15 protein-coding genes, 1 tRNA gene and 1 riboswitch are annotated in these 15,712 nt (G+C 30.8%); of the genes, 7 read left to right on the top strand and 9 right to left on the bottom strand.

All coding sequences use genetic code 11. The features are described from left to right. Positions 1-6: 6 nt before the first annotated feature. Positions 7-453 carry a hypothetical protein gene (locus ACFQ0S_RS06895; RefSeq protein ID WP_379759646.1) on the bottom strand — a complete coding sequence of 149 codons (447 nt, stop codon included), beginning with the start codon at positions 451-453 and terminating at the stop codon, positions 7-9. Further along, positions 440-949, bottom strand: a complete 510-nt coding sequence (locus ACFQ0S_RS06890; RefSeq protein WP_379759649.1) for an RNA polymerase sigma factor — start codon at positions 947-949, stop codon at positions 440-442. The genes ACFQ0S_RS06895 and ACFQ0S_RS06890 overlap by 14 nt, the downstream gene beginning before the upstream one ends. A 120-nt stretch (positions 950-1,069) precedes the next feature. Between ACFQ0S_RS06890 and ACFQ0S_RS06885 the strand changes: the two genes are divergently transcribed. Next, a complete protein-coding gene (locus tag ACFQ0S_RS06885) occupies positions 1,070-2,539 on the top strand; it encodes a S41 family peptidase (protein ID WP_379759652.1) in 1,470 nt (489 codons plus the stop codon). Positions 2,540-2,615: 76 nt separating this feature from the next. Here the strand turns inward: ACFQ0S_RS06885 and ACFQ0S_RS06880 are convergent, their stop codons facing one another. Then, positions 2,616-4,571, bottom strand: coding sequence for a TonB-dependent receptor plug domain-containing protein (locus tag ACFQ0S_RS06880; RefSeq protein WP_379759654.1), 1,956 nt, complete (start codon positions 4,569-4,571; stop codon positions 2,616-2,618). Between the two features lie 81 nt (positions 4,572-4,652). Next, positions 4,653-4,991: riboswitch (cobalamin riboswitch) on the bottom strand. A gap of 80 nt (positions 4,992-5,071) precedes the next feature. Between ACFQ0S_RS06880 and ACFQ0S_RS06875 the strand changes: the two genes are divergently transcribed. The 3 genes from ACFQ0S_RS06875 to ACFQ0S_RS06865 are packed head-to-tail and all read left to right on the top strand — an operon-like array spanning position 5,072 to position 8,048. Continuing rightward, complete coding sequence (locus ACFQ0S_RS06875) at positions 5,072-6,217, top strand: ABC transporter substrate-binding protein (RefSeq protein WP_379759657.1); 1,146 nt, start codon at positions 5,072-5,074, stop codon at positions 6,215-6,217. 1 nt (position 6,218) lies between these two features. Next, on the top strand, positions 6,219-7,247 hold the full coding sequence (locus tag ACFQ0S_RS06870) for an iron chelate uptake ABC transporter family permease subunit (RefSeq protein ID WP_379759659.1): 1,029 nt from the start codon (positions 6,219-6,221) through the stop codon (positions 7,245-7,247). A gap of 18 nt (positions 7,248-7,265) precedes the next feature. Next, positions 7,266-8,048 (top strand): ABC transporter ATP-binding protein, encoded by a 783-nt coding sequence (locus ACFQ0S_RS06865; protein WP_379759662.1) that lies wholly within the window; start codon positions 7,266-7,268, stop codon positions 8,046-8,048. 1 nt (position 8,049) lies between these two features. Here the strand turns inward: ACFQ0S_RS06865 and ACFQ0S_RS06860 are convergent, their stop codons facing one another. Together ACFQ0S_RS06860 and ACFQ0S_RS06855 are read right to left on the bottom strand one after the other, a co-directional pair. After that, positions 8,050-8,508, bottom strand: a complete 459-nt coding sequence (locus tag ACFQ0S_RS06860) for a tRNA (cytidine(34)-2'-O)-methyltransferase (RefSeq protein ID WP_379759665.1) — start codon at positions 8,506-8,508, stop codon at positions 8,050-8,052. Positions 8,509-8,514: 6 nt separating this feature from the next. Continuing rightward, positions 8,515-9,120, bottom strand: coding sequence for a pseudouridine synthase (locus ACFQ0S_RS06855; RefSeq protein WP_379759668.1), 606 nt, complete (start codon positions 9,118-9,120; stop codon positions 8,515-8,517). A gap of 105 nt (positions 9,121-9,225) precedes the next feature. Here ACFQ0S_RS06855 and rmuC point away from each other — a divergent pair, with 105 nt between their 5' ends. Genes rmuC through ACFQ0S_RS06840 form a run of 3 tightly spaced genes read left to right on the top strand, consistent with a single transcriptional unit; the run spans position 9,226 to position 11,509 of the window. Beyond that, positions 9,226-10,596 carry a DNA recombination protein RmuC gene (gene rmuC / locus ACFQ0S_RS06850; RefSeq protein ID WP_379759671.1) on the top strand — a complete coding sequence of 457 codons (1,371 nt, stop codon included), beginning with the start codon at positions 9,226-9,228 and terminating at the stop codon, positions 10,594-10,596. A gap of 5 nt (positions 10,597-10,601) precedes the next feature. After that, positions 10,602-10,967 carry a 6-phosphogluconate dehydrogenase gene (locus tag ACFQ0S_RS06845; protein ID WP_379759674.1) on the top strand — a complete coding sequence of 122 codons (366 nt, stop codon included), beginning with the start codon at positions 10,602-10,604 and terminating at the stop codon, positions 10,965-10,967. Next, a complete protein-coding gene (locus ACFQ0S_RS06840; protein WP_379759677.1) occupies positions 10,967-11,509 on the top strand; it encodes an acyl-CoA thioesterase in 543 nt (180 codons plus the stop codon). The genes ACFQ0S_RS06845 and ACFQ0S_RS06840 overlap by 1 nt, the downstream gene beginning before the upstream one ends. 7 nt (positions 11,510-11,516) lie before the next feature. On the opposite strand, the gene ACFQ0S_RS06835 is transcribed toward ACFQ0S_RS06840, so the two are convergent. From ACFQ0S_RS06835 to ACFQ0S_RS06820, 4 genes are all read right to left on the bottom strand, one after another. After that, a complete protein-coding gene (locus ACFQ0S_RS06835; RefSeq protein WP_379759680.1) occupies positions 11,517-12,473 on the bottom strand; it encodes an ion channel in 957 nt (318 codons plus the stop codon). An 18-nt stretch (positions 12,474-12,491) separates the two neighbouring features. Beyond that, positions 12,492-14,540, bottom strand: coding sequence for a CotH kinase family protein (locus ACFQ0S_RS06830; RefSeq protein ID WP_379759683.1), 2,049 nt, complete (start codon positions 14,538-14,540; stop codon positions 12,492-12,494). Between the two features lie 142 nt (positions 14,541-14,682). Beyond that, positions 14,683-14,755, bottom strand: a tRNA-Gly gene (locus ACFQ0S_RS06825). Positions 14,756-14,907: 152 nt separating this feature from the next. Then, positions 14,908-15,615 carry a murein L,D-transpeptidase catalytic domain family protein gene (locus tag ACFQ0S_RS06820; protein WP_379759686.1) on the bottom strand — a complete coding sequence of 236 codons (708 nt, stop codon included), beginning with the start codon at positions 15,613-15,615 and terminating at the stop codon, positions 14,908-14,910. Positions 15,616-15,712 lie beyond the last annotated feature (97 nt).

Below are 15,712 nucleotides of genomic sequence, written 5' to 3'. Positions count from 1 at the left end.
TATTTATTATGGTTTAAAAATTAAATTTTTTGAATGCTGATATTCTTCAACATAGCGAACGCTTTCTATGCCAATGTTTACTTGATTTGACAATAAGGCTAATGCTTTTTGGGTTTCCTTAAAAGCAATTTCAGGATCGGTATAGGTTCCTAAATCCTGATTCTGATTAGTATAAGTATTAAAATATACATACGTTCCTATTCCTAGCAAAACAACAACCGATGCCGCAATTGACAACCATGTTACTCTAAGTCTTTTTGATTGTAATTGAATATTTGGCTTAAACTCTTCCTTTTTTGCAACAGCAAAATAACCAAATAAAGGTTTGTACTGTTCTAAATGAGGTACTACATTTGGGGAAGAAAAATAATTTCGCAACTCGTTTTCTTCGCTACTATTGGTTTGTCCCTCAAAGTATTTTTCCAATAGTATTTCTATTTTACTGGACTCCATAATTGTGTGTTTTTATCATAAATTCTCGTATTGTTTTTCTTGCTCTTGAAAGCGCTACTCGAACAGCGATTTCATTCATTTCTACAATTGTGGCGATTTCTTCAAATTCATATTGCTCGATATCTCTGAGTTGAACAATTAATCGTTGTTGTTCTGGTAATTGGTCAATTATTTTCTCCACCCAATGTATACTGTCGCTGTCTTCTACTTTTTTGTCTAAACCAGGCTGGTTTTCTATAAAATTAGTATGCACCATTTTAAGATTTCCAGCTCTTTTTGACTTTAACTGATCTAGACAATAATTTTTAGTAATAGTCATCGCAAAAGCTTCAACACTATTATAATTACCTAAATTTTCATTTTTACTCCATAATTTTACCAAAACTTCCTGAGTAGCATCTTCAGCTTCCTCAGTACTTATGAGCAATCGCTTTGCCAGCCTAAAGACCTTGTCCTTGAATGGCGCAATTAGCAACACAAAGTCGTTTTGGTTCATAAAATCATTTAATAACTCGTTATACAATCAAGACGACAGACATTTATATTTGTTACAAAGAATAGAAAATAAAACTAAAGTTAGTATTTTTACGTTGATAATATATCAACACTACTTTTTATGAGACCATTATTTAAATTTATACTTTTATTTTTCCTGCCTTTTTTTGCTTTACAAAGTTGTGAAGATTTTGATGATGTAGCTACGCCAGAAGAATTAAAAGTAAATGATTTCATTTGGAAAGGCTTAAATTTATATTATTTATGGCAAGCTGATGTTCCAAATTTGTCGGATTCTAGATTTCAATATCAAAAAGATTTAAATTCATTTCTCTATAGTTACTCTAATCCGTCTGATTTGTTTCAAAATTTACTTAATAAACCTGTAAGTAAATTTCCTAAGAGCGATGCTATAGATCGATTTAGTTTCATCACGTCCGATTATTCTTTATTAGAAGGGGTTCTTTCTGGAACTACAAAAAACAATGGGGTTTCATATAGCTTTAAGTATAAAAACCAAGACGAAAATGCTGTTATTGGCTTTGTTGAATATGTTTTACCTAATTCAGATGCTTCAAACAAAGACATTAAACGTGGCGATATTTTTTATGCTGTAAATGGAGTAGCTTTGTATAGAGATAGAGCTAATACTAGAAATGAAAATTTGTCTCAATTAAGCAAGTCTGAAACCTATACTTTAAATCTTGCCGATTATGATAACGGAAATTTTACGCCAAATGGTCGATCTGTATCTTTAACGAAAACTGTTTTGTCTGAAAATCCTGTTTATATTAATAAAGTAATCGAGAGTGGTAATGCTAAGATTGGGTATTTAATGTATAATGGTTTTTATCCTAATTATGAAACTCAATTGAATAACGCTTTTGGGGAATTAAAATCGCAAGGAATAACTGATTTTGTTTTAGATTTACGATACAATCCTGGCGGTTCTGTTGCTACTGCTACCCGATTAGCGAGTATGATTACCGGACAATTTAAAGGTCAAGTTTTTGCTAGACAGCAATGGAATGCTAAAGTAGAAGCCAATTTTAACGCTACTAAACGTGACAATTTAACCAATTTTTTTACAGATAAAATTAATAGCGGCGCGACTATAAATAGTTTGAATTTGACCAAAATATATATTCTAACTTCAGAAAATACTGCGTCAGCAAGTGAATTAGTAATTAATGGTCTGAAACCGTATATAAACGTTATTCAAATTGGGGATTTTACTATAGGAAAAAATGTAGGGTCCATTACATTATATGACTCCCCAGATTTTTCTAAAAAAGATATAAATCCTTCACATCGTTATGCTATGCAACCATTAGTTTTAAAAATTGTAAATAAAGACGGGTTTGGAGATTATAATAAAGGAGGATTAAAACCCGACACTGAATTAAAAGAAGATTATACTAAACTCGGGATTTTAGGAGATAGTAGTGACCCTTTATTAAATGCTGCCATCTTGCAAATAAGAGGTTCAGGAAGAAAGGCTCCGCAAAATCCCAAAGTAATTTTTGAAAACATTATAGACAACTACTCTTTAAATAGATTTAAAAGTGAAATGTATGTAGAATTGCCTTGACAATTCTAAAAATAACCAAAAAAAAGAGTTGCACTCCAAAAGCGCAACCCTTTATACATCTTTTAACAAAAATTAATTACAAATTAATGTTCAACCCTAATTTGAAATTTCTTCCTCTAGTATTATAACCAATATTTTCAACAAAATCAGCATTGAATATATTAGTTACTGCCCCAAAAAGGGTAATTCTAGATTTCATCAGTTCATATCGAATAGAAGAATTAAGCAATTGATACGATCCTAAAGTAACTTTTTGTGTTGTATAGGTAAATCCGTCAAAAAAAGCATCGTTTCTACTGTCAACATATTGATAACTAACCGTAAAGAAAGTTCTACTACTAATATAAAAATCCAAAGCAGAATTAACTTTATGTTTCGGAATTAATCTATCCAATGCTTCATCAACTTGAGTGAAAGTATAATTGGAATTTAACTTAATTTTTTCATTCAAAGCTAATGACAATTCCGTTTCAATTCCCTTAGCATTATTTTTGCCATTTATATTGACATAATTACTAGCATAAGTAACCGGATTGGTATAAAACCCTATAAAATTTGTTTGTTCTCTATAAAAACCCACTGTATTCAATATGACTTTTTTATTCAAAAACTGCAATTCAAAACCAGCTTCAACAGTACTATTTTTTTCAGGAGTTAAATCTTTATTTCCGTATTCAGAATACAACTGATACAAGCTCGGTGTAACAAAAGCCGTACTATAAGAAGCTAAAACTTTCAAAGGAAATGATTTAAAATCATAGGATGGATTAAGGTTGTAAACCAATTGATTACCGTATTGACTATGAATATTTAATCTTGCCCCCGAATTAATATTTAGTCCAAAATCTGAACTATAAATTCCCGTAAAATAAGGATCAATCATATTAAATTTAGTGTTTTCTTTAGCGATACTCGAATATGGCGTTTCGCTTTTCATATCATGAAATTGATATTGCGCTCCAGCAACTAAGAAAAATGATTTAGAAAATTGGTATTTATTATATCCATCCACATTTATACTACGAGAATCATATTGTGAAAAACCAACTGTATTAGAAAAACTATTAAAATCATTATAGGAACGTCCAATTTTGGTAAACCCTGAGTTTAAAACAAATATTCCTTTGTCGTATTTGTATTTTGGCATAAAACCAAATCGAATTTGTTCTGATTTTGAGGAATTCAAGTCAGTGTCATTGGTTTCTGTATTATCAAAAGTACCGTCAAAGTCATTATTGATTCTGTCAAAATTCCCAAAGAAATCTATAGTCAACTTTTCTGAAGCAATACATCCTAATTTTAACAAATAATTTAACCTCGAAAAACGATCTTCTTCATATTTGACATTCTCGTTAGGTGGAGTAATTTGTGACATACCCCTTATTTCAGTGCTATTCAAAGAGGTAAAATAAGTAACTTTATTTGTATTTCCTCCTATAGAAAAACCTTGATTCATATCTTGACCACTCGTTTTTTTGGTCAGCGCCGTATTGTTGGTTCCAATGCTTATGTAAGCACTCCCTTCAATCTCTTTCTTACTTGATTTTTTTAAAATGATATTAATAATTCCAGTAGCGGCACCAGAGCCATATAATGTGCTTGCTGCGCCTTTCATAATTTCTATACTTTCCACCTGATCTACGGGAAGCAAGTTCAAATCATACTGAAAATTGATTCCCGAGGCATCCGTAACTGGAATTCCATCAATCAAAATAAGCACTTGGCTATTTTTTCCTCCACGAATGTAATAGCCTAAATTTTTTCCAGCAACACTCTGATTTCCGTTAATTTCAACACCTACAGCAGTGCTTAAAATAGAGGCAATACTCTGACCCGATTTGTTTTTTAAATCTTCAGCGGTAATTTTTGTAATTACTTTTCCTGATTTTTCCTTTTCTAAAGCAAATTTTGAATCAGAAACTACTACTTCATCCAAATCATTTTTTGAAATTAATGATTCTTTTTGTTGCGCAAAAGCGCAGGTTGTCATAAGTACGCATAACGCACCTATGCGAACATTTTTTTTGTTCATCTTAATAATACATTTTTAATACTAAAAATGGGAGAAAAGCATGAAATTACCCATACCCAAACCTTTTTTCCCGAAAGTTTGATACTCTAGTGAAAAAAGGCAGGTCTCCTGGCTTGCGTCTTGTTGTTGACCTTCTCATTCTGAATTAAGGATTAAGGATTTTTGATTAAGGATTTTTAAATCCTACTTCTCAAATCAGTAACTCCTAATTTGAACAATGGTTTTGTAGATAACAACAAGCTTAATAGCTTACAGTTGCGGGAACAGCTCAGGATTTTTGATTTTAGATTTAGGATTTTAGATTTAGGATTTATAAAACAACCCAAAAACTATAACCTGAAACTGCAATCATTAACCTGATTCCCTTTTAATGTGATTTTCAAATAATAGAAAAACACAACCTTAATTCGTGTGCAAATATAGGATTATCATTTGAATAAAAATAAAATTTGAATTTTAAATGCGATTAGACATACCTTTGCCTTTTTGAAATTCATACAATGAAATTATATTTTTTAAAAATTACACTTTTACTATTTTCAGTTTCTTTCATTGGATGCAAACAAAATAGTGAAGTGGTTTTAACTGATAAAAAGTGTAAATCAGAAAATACCATTCATTATGCAACTGGACTTTCTATTACAAATCACAAAGGATTTTCAATTGTAATTGTTTCAAATCCTTGGCCTAAAACAACCAAAAAATTCACTTACATTCTGAAAGAAAAAAACGGAATTATCCCTGATAGTTTGCAGCAATTTACCACTATTCAAGTTCCTATTCAATCAATTGTAGTCACATCAACCACACATGTTCCTTCTTTAGAAATGCTAGGTATTGAAAATTCGCTAATAGGTTTTCCAAACCTCAACTATATTTCTTCTGATAAAGTTAGAACTCAAATTGAAAAAGGAAAAGTTATAGAATTGGGCAATAATACTTCTTTAAATACTGAAAAAATAATTAATCTTCAACCCGATATTATTGTTGGTTATGGATTAGATAATAATAATCCAACACTAGATAACTTACAAAAAAGCGGACTAAAAGTAGTTTTAAATGGCGATTGGAACGAAACTAGCCCTTTGGGAAAAGCAGAATGGATAAAACTATTTGGCGCTTTGTATTGCAAACAAGTTGAGGCAAACAAAATCTTTACTACTATTGAAAAAGAGTACCTAGCTGCAACTGTATTGGCAAAAAAAGCAGCCTCAAAACCTACTGTTTTAGCTGGAGATATTTTTGAAGGCAAATGGTATTTACCAAGTGGCACGAGCTGGGGTAGTTTACTTTTTAAAGAGGCAAATGCGAATTATTTATGGCAAGACAGTAAGGGCACCGGAAGTTTATCACTGTCGTTTGAAACGGTATTTGAAAAAGCAAAAAATGCTGACTTTTGGATAACTTCAGGGCAATTCTCAACTTTAAAAGCTATGTCTGATGCCAATACGCATTACAATCAATATAAGGCTTTTCAAAATAAAAAAGTATATTCGTTTTGTGGTAAAAAAGGAAAAACTGGTGGCGTTTTATATTATGAATTGGGTCCAAACCGCCCTGATATTGTCTTAAAAGATTTAATTAAAATAATGCATCCTGAATTACTAGTTGGCTACCAACTTTATTTTTTTGAAAAATTAAAATAATTTGAATAATCAAAGTCAAAATAAAATTTTATTTAGTTCATTACTAGTCGTATTGTTCTTGGTGTTCCTATTAAACATTTCGCTAGGACAAGTTAACATTCCTGTAAAAGAAGTTTTTAAAAGCTTAACGGGATTATCCTCAAGTAAAGAAACTTGGGAATATATCATTGTGAATTTTAGATTGCCTAAAGCCATAACAGCTATTTTAGTTGGTGTGGGATTATCAATTAGCGGTTTATTGATGCAAACACTTTTTCGAAATCCTCTTGCAGGTCCTTATGTGCTTGGTTTAAGCTCTGGTTCAAGTTTAGGGGTTGCCTTAGTTATTTTAGGCTCAGGATTTTTACCTGGTTTTTTAGCTTCAATTTTGCTTTCATCATACGGAATAATTTTGGCATCATGTCTTGGAAGCTTTTTAGTATTGCTTTTAATTTTAGTCGTTTCGGTAAAGATTAGAGATACAGCAACCATCTTAATTGTAGGCTTAATGTTTAGTAGCTTTACTGGTTCTATAGTTTCCGTTTTAAGTTATTTCAGTTCAGCAGAACAACTTCAAAAATTTACTTTTTGGAGTATGGGGAATTTAGGCAACTTATCTTGGCAAAACATTCTTATTTTGACCATTGTTATTGTATTAGGATTGCTTTTGAGTTTGTTTTCTATAAAATCTTTAGACGCATTATTACTAGGAGAAAACTATGCGAAAAGTATGGGTTTGAACATCAAAAAATCGAGATATATCATTATTATTGCTACTAGTCTATTAGCGGGAAGTATTACTGCATTTGCTGGCCCAATTGCTTTTATAGGTTTGGCTGTTCCACATTTGGCAAAATTACTTTTTCAAACGAGTAATCATAAAATCTTGTTTTGGAGCACCATTTTAATAGGAGGAATACTGATGCTTTTTTGCGATATGATTTCTCAAATGCCAGGATTAGAATTTACATTACCAATTAATGCAATAACATCAATTATTGGAGCGCCAATTGTAATTTGGTTACTGGTTCGAAAGAAAAGTTTAATTTGATTCTGAAATAAAATTATAATGAGTACTAAAAACGTCCTTTCCACTTCAAATTTATCCATTGGTTATTCAACTAAGAAGGAAAAAAATTGTATTGCTCAAAATATCAATTTAAATCTACAGCAAGGAAAACTCATCTCCTTAATTGGAGCAAACGGAATAGGAAAATCGACTTTATTACGAACACTTTGTGGGATTCAAAAACCGTTGGAAGGTCAGGTTCTTTTGAATGAAAAAAATATTCAAGTATATAAACCATTGGAACTGTCACAACAATTAAGTTTGGTTCTAACTGAAAAATTACCCCCAAGCAATCTTACTGTTTTTGAACTCATTGCTCTTGGCAGACAACCTTATACGAATTGGGTTGGTAAACTAAGTAAAGAGGATAACACTAAAATTCATGAAGCGATAGAATTGACTCAGATTAGTCATTTAGCGAACAAAAAGCATTATGAAATTAGTGACGGACAATTACAAAAAGTATTGATTGCAAGAGCATTAGCACAAGACACACCTTTAATTATTTTAGACGAACCCACAACTCATTTAGATTTACTACACAAAGTATCAGTATTTAAACTGTTGAAAAAACTGGCTAAAGAGACTGGCAAATGCATTTTGTTTTCTAGCCATGATATTGATTTGGCAATTCAGTTAAGTGATGAAATGATACTAATGACTTCTGAAACCGTTGTTCAAGATCAACCTTGTAATTTAATTAGTAAAGGCGTTTTTAAAACTTTATTTAAAGATGAGCACATTGTTTTTGATGCTGAAAAAGGAAAGTTCGTAATATCTTAAACTATCTTTTAGTCAATGATATCTGTCGTTTCGCTTCCCCAACCACAAAAGCCACAGAATTGGCAACATTAAAACTTCGAATTAAGTTTGACATCGGAATTTTTAAATGATTTTCAAATTGATCTAAAACCTCTTGGCTCAAACCCACACTCTCTTTTCCAAAAACCAACCAATCGCCATCTTGATATTCTACATCATAAATGGATTTTGTTGCATGTGAACTCATTAGAAAAACTCGAGATTCATCAGTAATTTTGGCTTTCCACTCAGCTACATTCTGATATTCGGTAACATCAAGATGCACCCAATAATCGAGTCCAGAACGCTTCAAATTCTTATCGTTAATCACAAATCCAAAAGGATGAATTAAGTGTAAACGACTTTCTGTTCCTACACACAACCGACCAATATTCCCAGTATTATTTGGTATTTCGGGTTCTACCAATACGATGTTTAACATTTGTATTTATAATTTTTCATTGATATTGTTATTGCCATTGTTATTGAAATTTAAAAAACTTTCTACCTCAACAACTTCTCCTGCTTTTAAAGCATTCAAATGTACGTTTCCTATTCGAACTCTTACCAATCGTAAAGTAGGAAATCCTACGGCAGCGGTCATTTTTCTAATTTGACGAAACTTACCTTCATTTACAATTATTGACGCCCAAGATGTTGGCCCATGACGGTCATCGCGAATCTTCTTTGCTCTTGCCCCAAAATCAGGAATTACATTTACAATAAAAGCTTTACAAGGCTTGGTCATGTATTTTGTACCCTCAAAACCTATTTCAACTCCAGTCATTAATTGTTTAATAGCCTCTTCAGTAATGATTCCATCTACTTGAACATAGTATTCTTTATCCACTTTTTTACTACAAATTTGCTCGCTCACTTTTCCGTCTGTTGTTAGTAAAAGTAGTCCTTCAGAATCTTCGTCAAGTCTCCCAATTGCCATAGTTCCGGATGGAAAATCATACAATTCACCTAATAATTTCTTATTTCGTTTGAGCTGATAAACAAATTGACTTAAATAACCATAGGGTTTATGAAGAATAAAATGACGATGCATATTAAATTTTATAATTGGAACAAAAATACATTTTTAAATTCTGTAATTTAAAATTCTAAAATTGATAATATTCCTTACTTTTACTTTTTACAAAAATTGCTTTTTATGTCGAACTTGTTTCCCTTTTTAATAGTTTTTATAATTGCCCTTGGAATAGGTATTTTTATTGGAAAAATTATTTTTTCAGCACGATTTCAAACCGACAAAATTAGTTTAGAAGAAAAATTATTGGCATCAAACAATCAGCTAGCTACCATTAAAGAACAAATTCAAATAGACAAATCTAATTTTGAAAAACAGCTTTCAGAAACCAATAAAGAGAAAGAAAGTATTAGAACTGAAAAAGACAGTTTAGCCATTCAACTTTCTAAAAAAGAAGTAGATTTTGACAATTTATGGGAACGCAACAAAGAACAAAAAGAAGAAGTAGAAAAACTGCAAGAAAAATTTACCAAAGAATTTGAGAATTTAGCCAATAAAATTCTAGAAGAAAAATCGAATAAATTTACCGAACAGAATAAAGAAAATATGAAAAACATCTTGTCGCCTTTGCAAGATAAAATTCAATTATTTGAGAAAAAAGTCGAAGACACCCACAAAGAAAGTATCGATTACCATGCCGCTTTACGTCAGCAAATTTTAGGTTTACGTGAAATGAATGAACAAATGAGTAAAGAAACCGTCAACCTAACAAAAGCGCTAAAAGGGGATAGCAAAATGCAAGGCAATTGGGGCGAATTAGTTTTAGAACGGGTTTTAGAGAAATCAGGTTTAGAAAAAGATCGAGAATATTATGTACAACAATCGCATACAAATGATGATGGACAACGAGTTTATCCTGATGTCGTTATTAATTTGCCTGACGGGAAAAAGATGATTGTCGATTCTAAAGTTTCATTAACCGCTTATGAAAAATATATTAATGAAGAAGAGGACATTATAAAAAACGGCTATTTGAAAGAACATGTCAGTTCTATAAAACGTCATGTTGAGCAATTGGGCGAAAAAAATTACCATGATTTATACCAAATAGAAAGTCCCGATTTTGTATTGCTATTTATTCCGATAGAGCCTGCTTTTGCAATTGCATTAAACGAAGATGTAACTTTATACAACAAAGCGTTTGAGAAAAATATAGTCATTGTGACTCCTTCAACTTTACTAGCTACTTTACGAACTATTGACAGCATGTGGGCCAACCAAAAGCAACAAGAGAACGCTTTTGAAATTGCACGTCAGGCTGGAGCTTTGTATGATAAATTTCATGGATTGTTAAGCGATTTAATTGCCGTAGGGAAAAAAATTGACGATTCAAAAACTTCTTATGCTGATGCAATGAATAAACTATCCACCGGTTCTGGAAATTTAATTAATAGAGTTGAAAATCTCAAAAAAATGGGAGCCAAAGCCAAAAAATCATTACCCGATAGTATTTTGAAACGTTCAGGAATTGAAGAAAACGAACTTTTAAATTAAGCGTTATGAGAAAATTTGTAATTTATTTTATACTAACTATTTTTTTAGGCATTACTGCTTACTTTACTTTTGCTTATTATGCAACCTATAGCGAAGGGGTTCGTGCTGGCGAATTAATAAAATTAAGTCACAAAGGCGTCGTTTTTAAAACTTGGGAAGGCGAGATAAGTCGCGGCATAACTGGCGCACATATCTTTACATTTTCTGTTTTAGATAGCGATCAAAAAGTTATAGACGATTTAAATGATTTACAAGGTCAATATGTAAAAGTTACGTATAAAGAAAGATACAAAACCTTTCCTTGGTGGGGAGAAAGCAAGCATTTTGTTGTTAAAGTCGAAAAAGAAAATTCACCATTCACTATAAAATAATGAATCTAGAATATAAAACTGTAAGCGAATCTAAAATTACTATTTCGCAATTGATGTTGCCATCTCATTCTAATTTTAACGGAAAAATTCATGGTGGTTATATTTTATCATTAATGGATCAAATTGCATTTGCTTGTGCTTCAAAATATTCAGGAACCTATTGTGTTACTGCATCAGTAGACACTGTAGATTTTTTAAGTCCGATAGAAATTGGAGAACTGGTTACATTAAAAGCTTCTGTAAACTATGTAGGAAAAACATCGATGGTTGTAGGTATTCGGGTAGATTCTGAAAACATACAAACAGGAACAGTTAATCATTGCAATTCGTCATACTTTACTATGGTTGCAAAAGATAAATTAGGAAATTCTGTGCAAGTACCAAGACTAGCATTATCAAGTTTGGAAGAAAAAAGACGTTTCTTTAGCTGTATAAAAAGAATAGCTACTAGAAAAGAAAGAGACCAACATGAAGAGACTTTTGATTACTCTTCAAATGAAGTTTTAGAAGAACTTAAAAAGTATAATATTGAAATTTTGTAACTAAAAACTAATCAATATCAACTTTATGATAAGAGTCTAATTTATCTAAATGTAAAATTGTTTTAGATTTATTTTGTGAATACATAATTTCAAACTTTGCTCCATAAATAACTTCTTTGAAAGTATAGGATGTTGAGGTATTTACAACTGCGCTAAACATATTGTCAAAAGTTTTGATAAAAACCATAATTTCCCCTTCTATGTTTTCAAAATCTTCTTTTGTAAATTTATATAATGGACTATTTTCTGTAATAGGATGAACTAGTGTCCAACTCAATGTTAATAAATTAATTTTACTCAATTCTAAATCTAATGCGTAAAATTTATTTGTCATTTTTCCATCTTCTTCAACTTGCATTCCTAAAGTCATTTTAACCTCAGCATCAGTAAAGTTGGTATTCTTATAGGGTGTTGTACGCAACATTAATGCTGAAATTTCTCCATAGGGAGCTATTATTGCATTATGAGAAAATTTTAAATAAGCGGTTGGTTTACTAAATCTTCCAAAAAACAAACCGGTCGCAATACCAAAACTCAATAAACCAATCAATGCTTCTGTGGCAGCTAAAGCACTAGATAAAATGCCATTAGGACTTATATGACCATACCCTACTGTTGTAAATGTTTGCGTGCTAAAGAAAAAAGCTTTCCAAAATTTATATAATTCTGATCCTGAAGGATCGATTCCGTTTAAATATTCTATTCCAATACAGTAATATCCAAATGCGAAAATAAAATTTATCACTATATAGAAAGCAAATAAGATAGTTAAAAACTTCCAACTTGGCAATTCAATCATTGTATGATGCCAACTAATTCGGCTAAAAATATTCATTCCGCGCTTACTTACATTTGCTGACCCGTCTTTGTTTAAAAAACGACCTCCGTAATTGTTAGCATTAGAACCAAAACCTGAATTAACTACTGATTTTGCTTTTTCATTTAACTTTTTAAATAATTCCATGTGAGTTCTATATTAATCTTATTGCTTAACTATTTTCTTAGTCCTTAAACCAAACTCGTCTAAAATAGTAACAAAATATATTCCTTTAGAATAGGAACTAAAATCGATTGAAAAAGAATAAGAGTTGCTATTAGCACTTAAAATTATTGAACCTAAAACATCAAAAACATTAATTTTAGAAATTTGATTTTTTGATCGAATCGTTACAATATGAGATGTTGGATTTGGATAAATAGACACGTCTTCATTGTCTATAAAACTAGTGTTTAATAAAGTTTCATTATTTGCAGCAACCCAACTTGATGCTAAACTATTATCTAAAGTAGTATTGATTAATTGCAAATAATTTCCGCTTCCGTCAGCATCTGGCCAAGGTGATTTATCAAAATATTCTACATAATCAATTACGTTTCCAAATCCATCAACCAACACTAATTTTTGGGAACTATTAGATAAATTACGTGTAAATTGTCCGAAAGCTGTAATGCCGTATTTTTCTTTGAAAACAGTTGAATTACTTGCCAAATAAATACTCTTATTTGATGAAATAGTTGAGTTTGGCGGGAAAATATAGGTTAATCCTAATTCTTTAAAATAATATCCTGTAAGATTTATTGTTGTTGTTCCTGTATTTTTAATTTCAATAAATTCTAAATCATTAGATTCAGGAAAATCAGTAGATTTAAGAGGATTGTAATTAATTTTATTGATAACTAATGAAGGAGTTACGATTGAATTACAATTTGAAAATGAACCCAAACGATTGGTCATCCAAGAAATTCTTGTTGATAAGAATGCTTTTAAATTACTTATTTCAATAGAATGATCAGGAATTCTTCCCCACTTTTCATTTTCTCTAACTAAGGCTTCGCTAATGATATTAACTGTTTTGTCTATAAATTGAACCAAAATAGCATAATTTAATGGCTGTCCTGATTCCAAAAGTTGATTCCACCTCCTAGACAAATAGCATTTAAAGGTTGCATTATTATATAAATCAGTCCAAAATTTTGCTCCGTCATTTTCACCATCGGAAAACTGCCAAACATCCGTTTTACTTCTATCATAACCTGAATCGAACAAATCGTTTCCGTAGGTTAAATTAAAATCCCAAATTGGTCCAGCACGTAATTTTCCATTCCTTTCTTTATGAAAATAAGTACTAAACTGATATCCATCAGGATTAGAAGCTAATTCATTTGAAATCATAAAATCAATAAAAGATGGCACATCAATAAAAGATGGATAACCATTACTAAAACTACTATTATTGGCCTTTGAGGTAGAAGCCAAACTAAAGAATTGGCCTTTAATATAATCATTTTGTTGAGTTGTAACTTCTGCAGGATTAGGCAAGTCATGTATAAAATTTGGTGGCCAAGAATAAGAAGGCATTGTCCAAGCTACTGGATCGTCTCCTGTAGTTTTATCGGCTTTTGTAATATAACCCCCACTAATATTTGGTAATGTATTATCGGTTGTGGTCATTTTAAGTATATTAACTCTATTAGAATCAGCTTTAATTTTTTCCTGTAAAAGATACAATCCTTGGTATTTATTATTTATGATTACCTCACAATAAGCTGTTCGAGGTGCGTAATTCCCCATTTGTCTCGATAAATTATAAGATAAATAATCTCTGATCAAAGACGGGTCATATGCTAAAGAATTTAAAACCCAATCGTTTTCTTTTGGCATATCAAGTAAGCTTACATTATTGTTACTATTATCCTCTAGCAATGTACTAAAACCGTATGGTTTCTTGGGCAACCCCTGAGAAGACGAACCCCTGATTTCAATATCTATTTTGCCGTCATAATTTAAATATGGAGTAATATTGCTATCAGTTAAATAATTAGTAGTCCCGTCAGGACGCTTAATTATTTTCATATTTGCTGTGACTCTAAATTCGTCAATAATTTCTGTATTTTGATTGGTAATAGGATCAACTTCTGTAGAGATTATAACTATTGGTAAATTGCTACTTGTTAAAGCCTGAGAAATACCATTGTAGTAAGAAAAGAATACAATAAATAAAATTAGTTTAAAGATTAATTTATTTTGCATGAAAAAAAACATAATTGGTTGGTTCTCAACAAAAGTAAGTATAAGTGTTCTTTAAATTTAAAAAAACAACATAATAAATTAAGACTAGCAAAAATATAATAACAAAAAAAGCCTAAACTTTCGTTTAGACTTTTAGATTAAGAGCGAAAGACGAGGCTCGAACTCGCGACAACCAGCTTGGAAGGCTGGAGCTCTACCAACTGAGCTACTTTCGCATTACAACGGTGCAAATATAATTAATAAGTTTAGTTTGTTGCAAGTTTTTTACAAAAAAAATAGTTTCTTTTTTTACAAGACTTCTATATAATAAAATTAATTGCACTAAGACATTTATTATTAATTCATTAGTAAATAAATACACTTATTATTAAGAGATCAAGTTTAATGACTTATAGCTATTTATAGTTGGATGATAAATAAATAAGCATGATTTATTTTTTATTGCATTTATAATTTGGTTTGAATACTCAACTGGTATTGCAGGGCAACCCTGACTTCTTCCTAACCTATTATTGTTTTTAATAAAAAAACTTGAAACATAATTAGCAGCATGCATTACTATTCCCCTTTCTCTAGCATTATCATTTAATCCCTTCTCAAGTCCATCTAATTTTAAAGAGCTCCCATGTTTTCCTTGATAAATCTCTCCTGTTAAATAAAACCCTAGACTACTTTTAAAAGAAGAAGCGTGGTTTGAGAATGATGTTGCAAATTCTTCTCCTGTATTTCTTCCATGTGCTACAAGAGAATGGTATAAAATTTTATTTGAAACTAAATCAATTACCCAAAGCCTTTTAGTATTAGACGACAAACTAAAATCAATTAAAGTCAAGACATCTTTTTTGACAATACCTTTTTCTTTTAACAAATAAAATCCTTTTAAAGCTTCAGAGAAGCTTTCTATTTTTGGCAATTCTAAATTATTTGAATTTAAACCAAAATAAACACTTTTCACTTTCGTATCAATCTCAGAAACAACTGTTGTATCCGTTAACTTCATTTTTACTTCCTTTTTATGATTTGAAGCAAAAGACAATAATAAAAATATTAAAAGAGGAAATGTTTTATAAATCATTGGTTTTGTTTTATTTGTGAGACAAAATTAAAATTAATTTAACCAAAATCCGTGCCAACTGTCAAATTAAACATCCTAAAAAAGGATATTAACAAAA

This window comes from Flavobacterium myungsuense (assembly GCF_042677265.1).
Taxonomy (GTDB): Bacteria; Bacteroidota; Bacteroidia; order Flavobacteriales; family Flavobacteriaceae; genus Flavobacterium; species Flavobacterium myungsuense.
The sequence above is the reverse complement of the archived record's forward strand: the minus strand, read 5'-3'. Positions and strand labels throughout refer to the sequence as shown.

Bases quoted from the DNA above. Each gene is read 5' to 3' on its own strand.
- ACFQ0S_RS06895 (WP_379759646.1), bottom strand. From the start codon at position 453: ATGGAGTCCAGTAAAATAGAAATACTATTGGAAAAATACTTTGAGGGA.
- ACFQ0S_RS06890 (WP_379759649.1), bottom strand. From the start codon at position 949: ATGAACCAAAACGACTTTGTGTTGCTAATTGCGCCATTCAAGGACAAG.
- ACFQ0S_RS06885 (WP_379759652.1), top strand. From the start codon at position 1,070: ATGAGACCATTATTTAAATTTATACTTTTATTTTTCCTGCCTTTTTTT.
- ACFQ0S_RS06880 (WP_379759654.1), bottom strand. From the start codon at position 4,571: ATGAACAAAAAAAATGTTCGCATAGGTGCGTTATGCGTACTTATGACA.
- ACFQ0S_RS06875 (WP_379759657.1), top strand. From the start codon at position 5,072: ATGAAATTATATTTTTTAAAAATTACACTTTTACTATTTTCAGTTTCT.
- ACFQ0S_RS06865 (WP_379759662.1), top strand. From the start codon at position 7,266: ATGAGTACTAAAAACGTCCTTTCCACTTCAAATTTATCCATTGGTTAT.
- ACFQ0S_RS06860 (WP_379759665.1), bottom strand. From the start codon at position 8,508: ATGTTAAACATCGTATTGGTAGAACCCGAAATACCAAATAATACTGGG.
- ACFQ0S_RS06855 (WP_379759668.1), bottom strand. From the start codon at position 9,120: ATGCATCGTCATTTTATTCTTCATAAACCCTATGGTTATTTAAGTCAA.
- rmuC (WP_379759671.1), top strand. From the start codon at position 9,226: ATGTCGAACTTGTTTCCCTTTTTAATAGTTTTTATAATTGCCCTTGGA.
- ACFQ0S_RS06845 (WP_379759674.1), top strand. From the start codon at position 10,602: ATGAGAAAATTTGTAATTTATTTTATACTAACTATTTTTTTAGGCATT.
- ACFQ0S_RS06840 (WP_379759677.1), top strand. From the start codon at position 10,967: ATGAATCTAGAATATAAAACTGTAAGCGAATCTAAAATTACTATTTCG.
- ACFQ0S_RS06835 (WP_379759680.1), bottom strand. From the start codon at position 12,473: ATGGAATTATTTAAAAAGTTAAATGAAAAAGCAAAATCAGTAGTTAAT.
- ACFQ0S_RS06830 (WP_379759683.1), bottom strand. From the start codon at position 14,540: ATGCAAAATAAATTAATCTTTAAACTAATTTTATTTATTGTATTCTTT.
- ACFQ0S_RS06820 (WP_379759686.1), bottom strand. From the start codon at position 15,615: ATGATTTATAAAACATTTCCTCTTTTAATATTTTTATTATTGTCTTTT.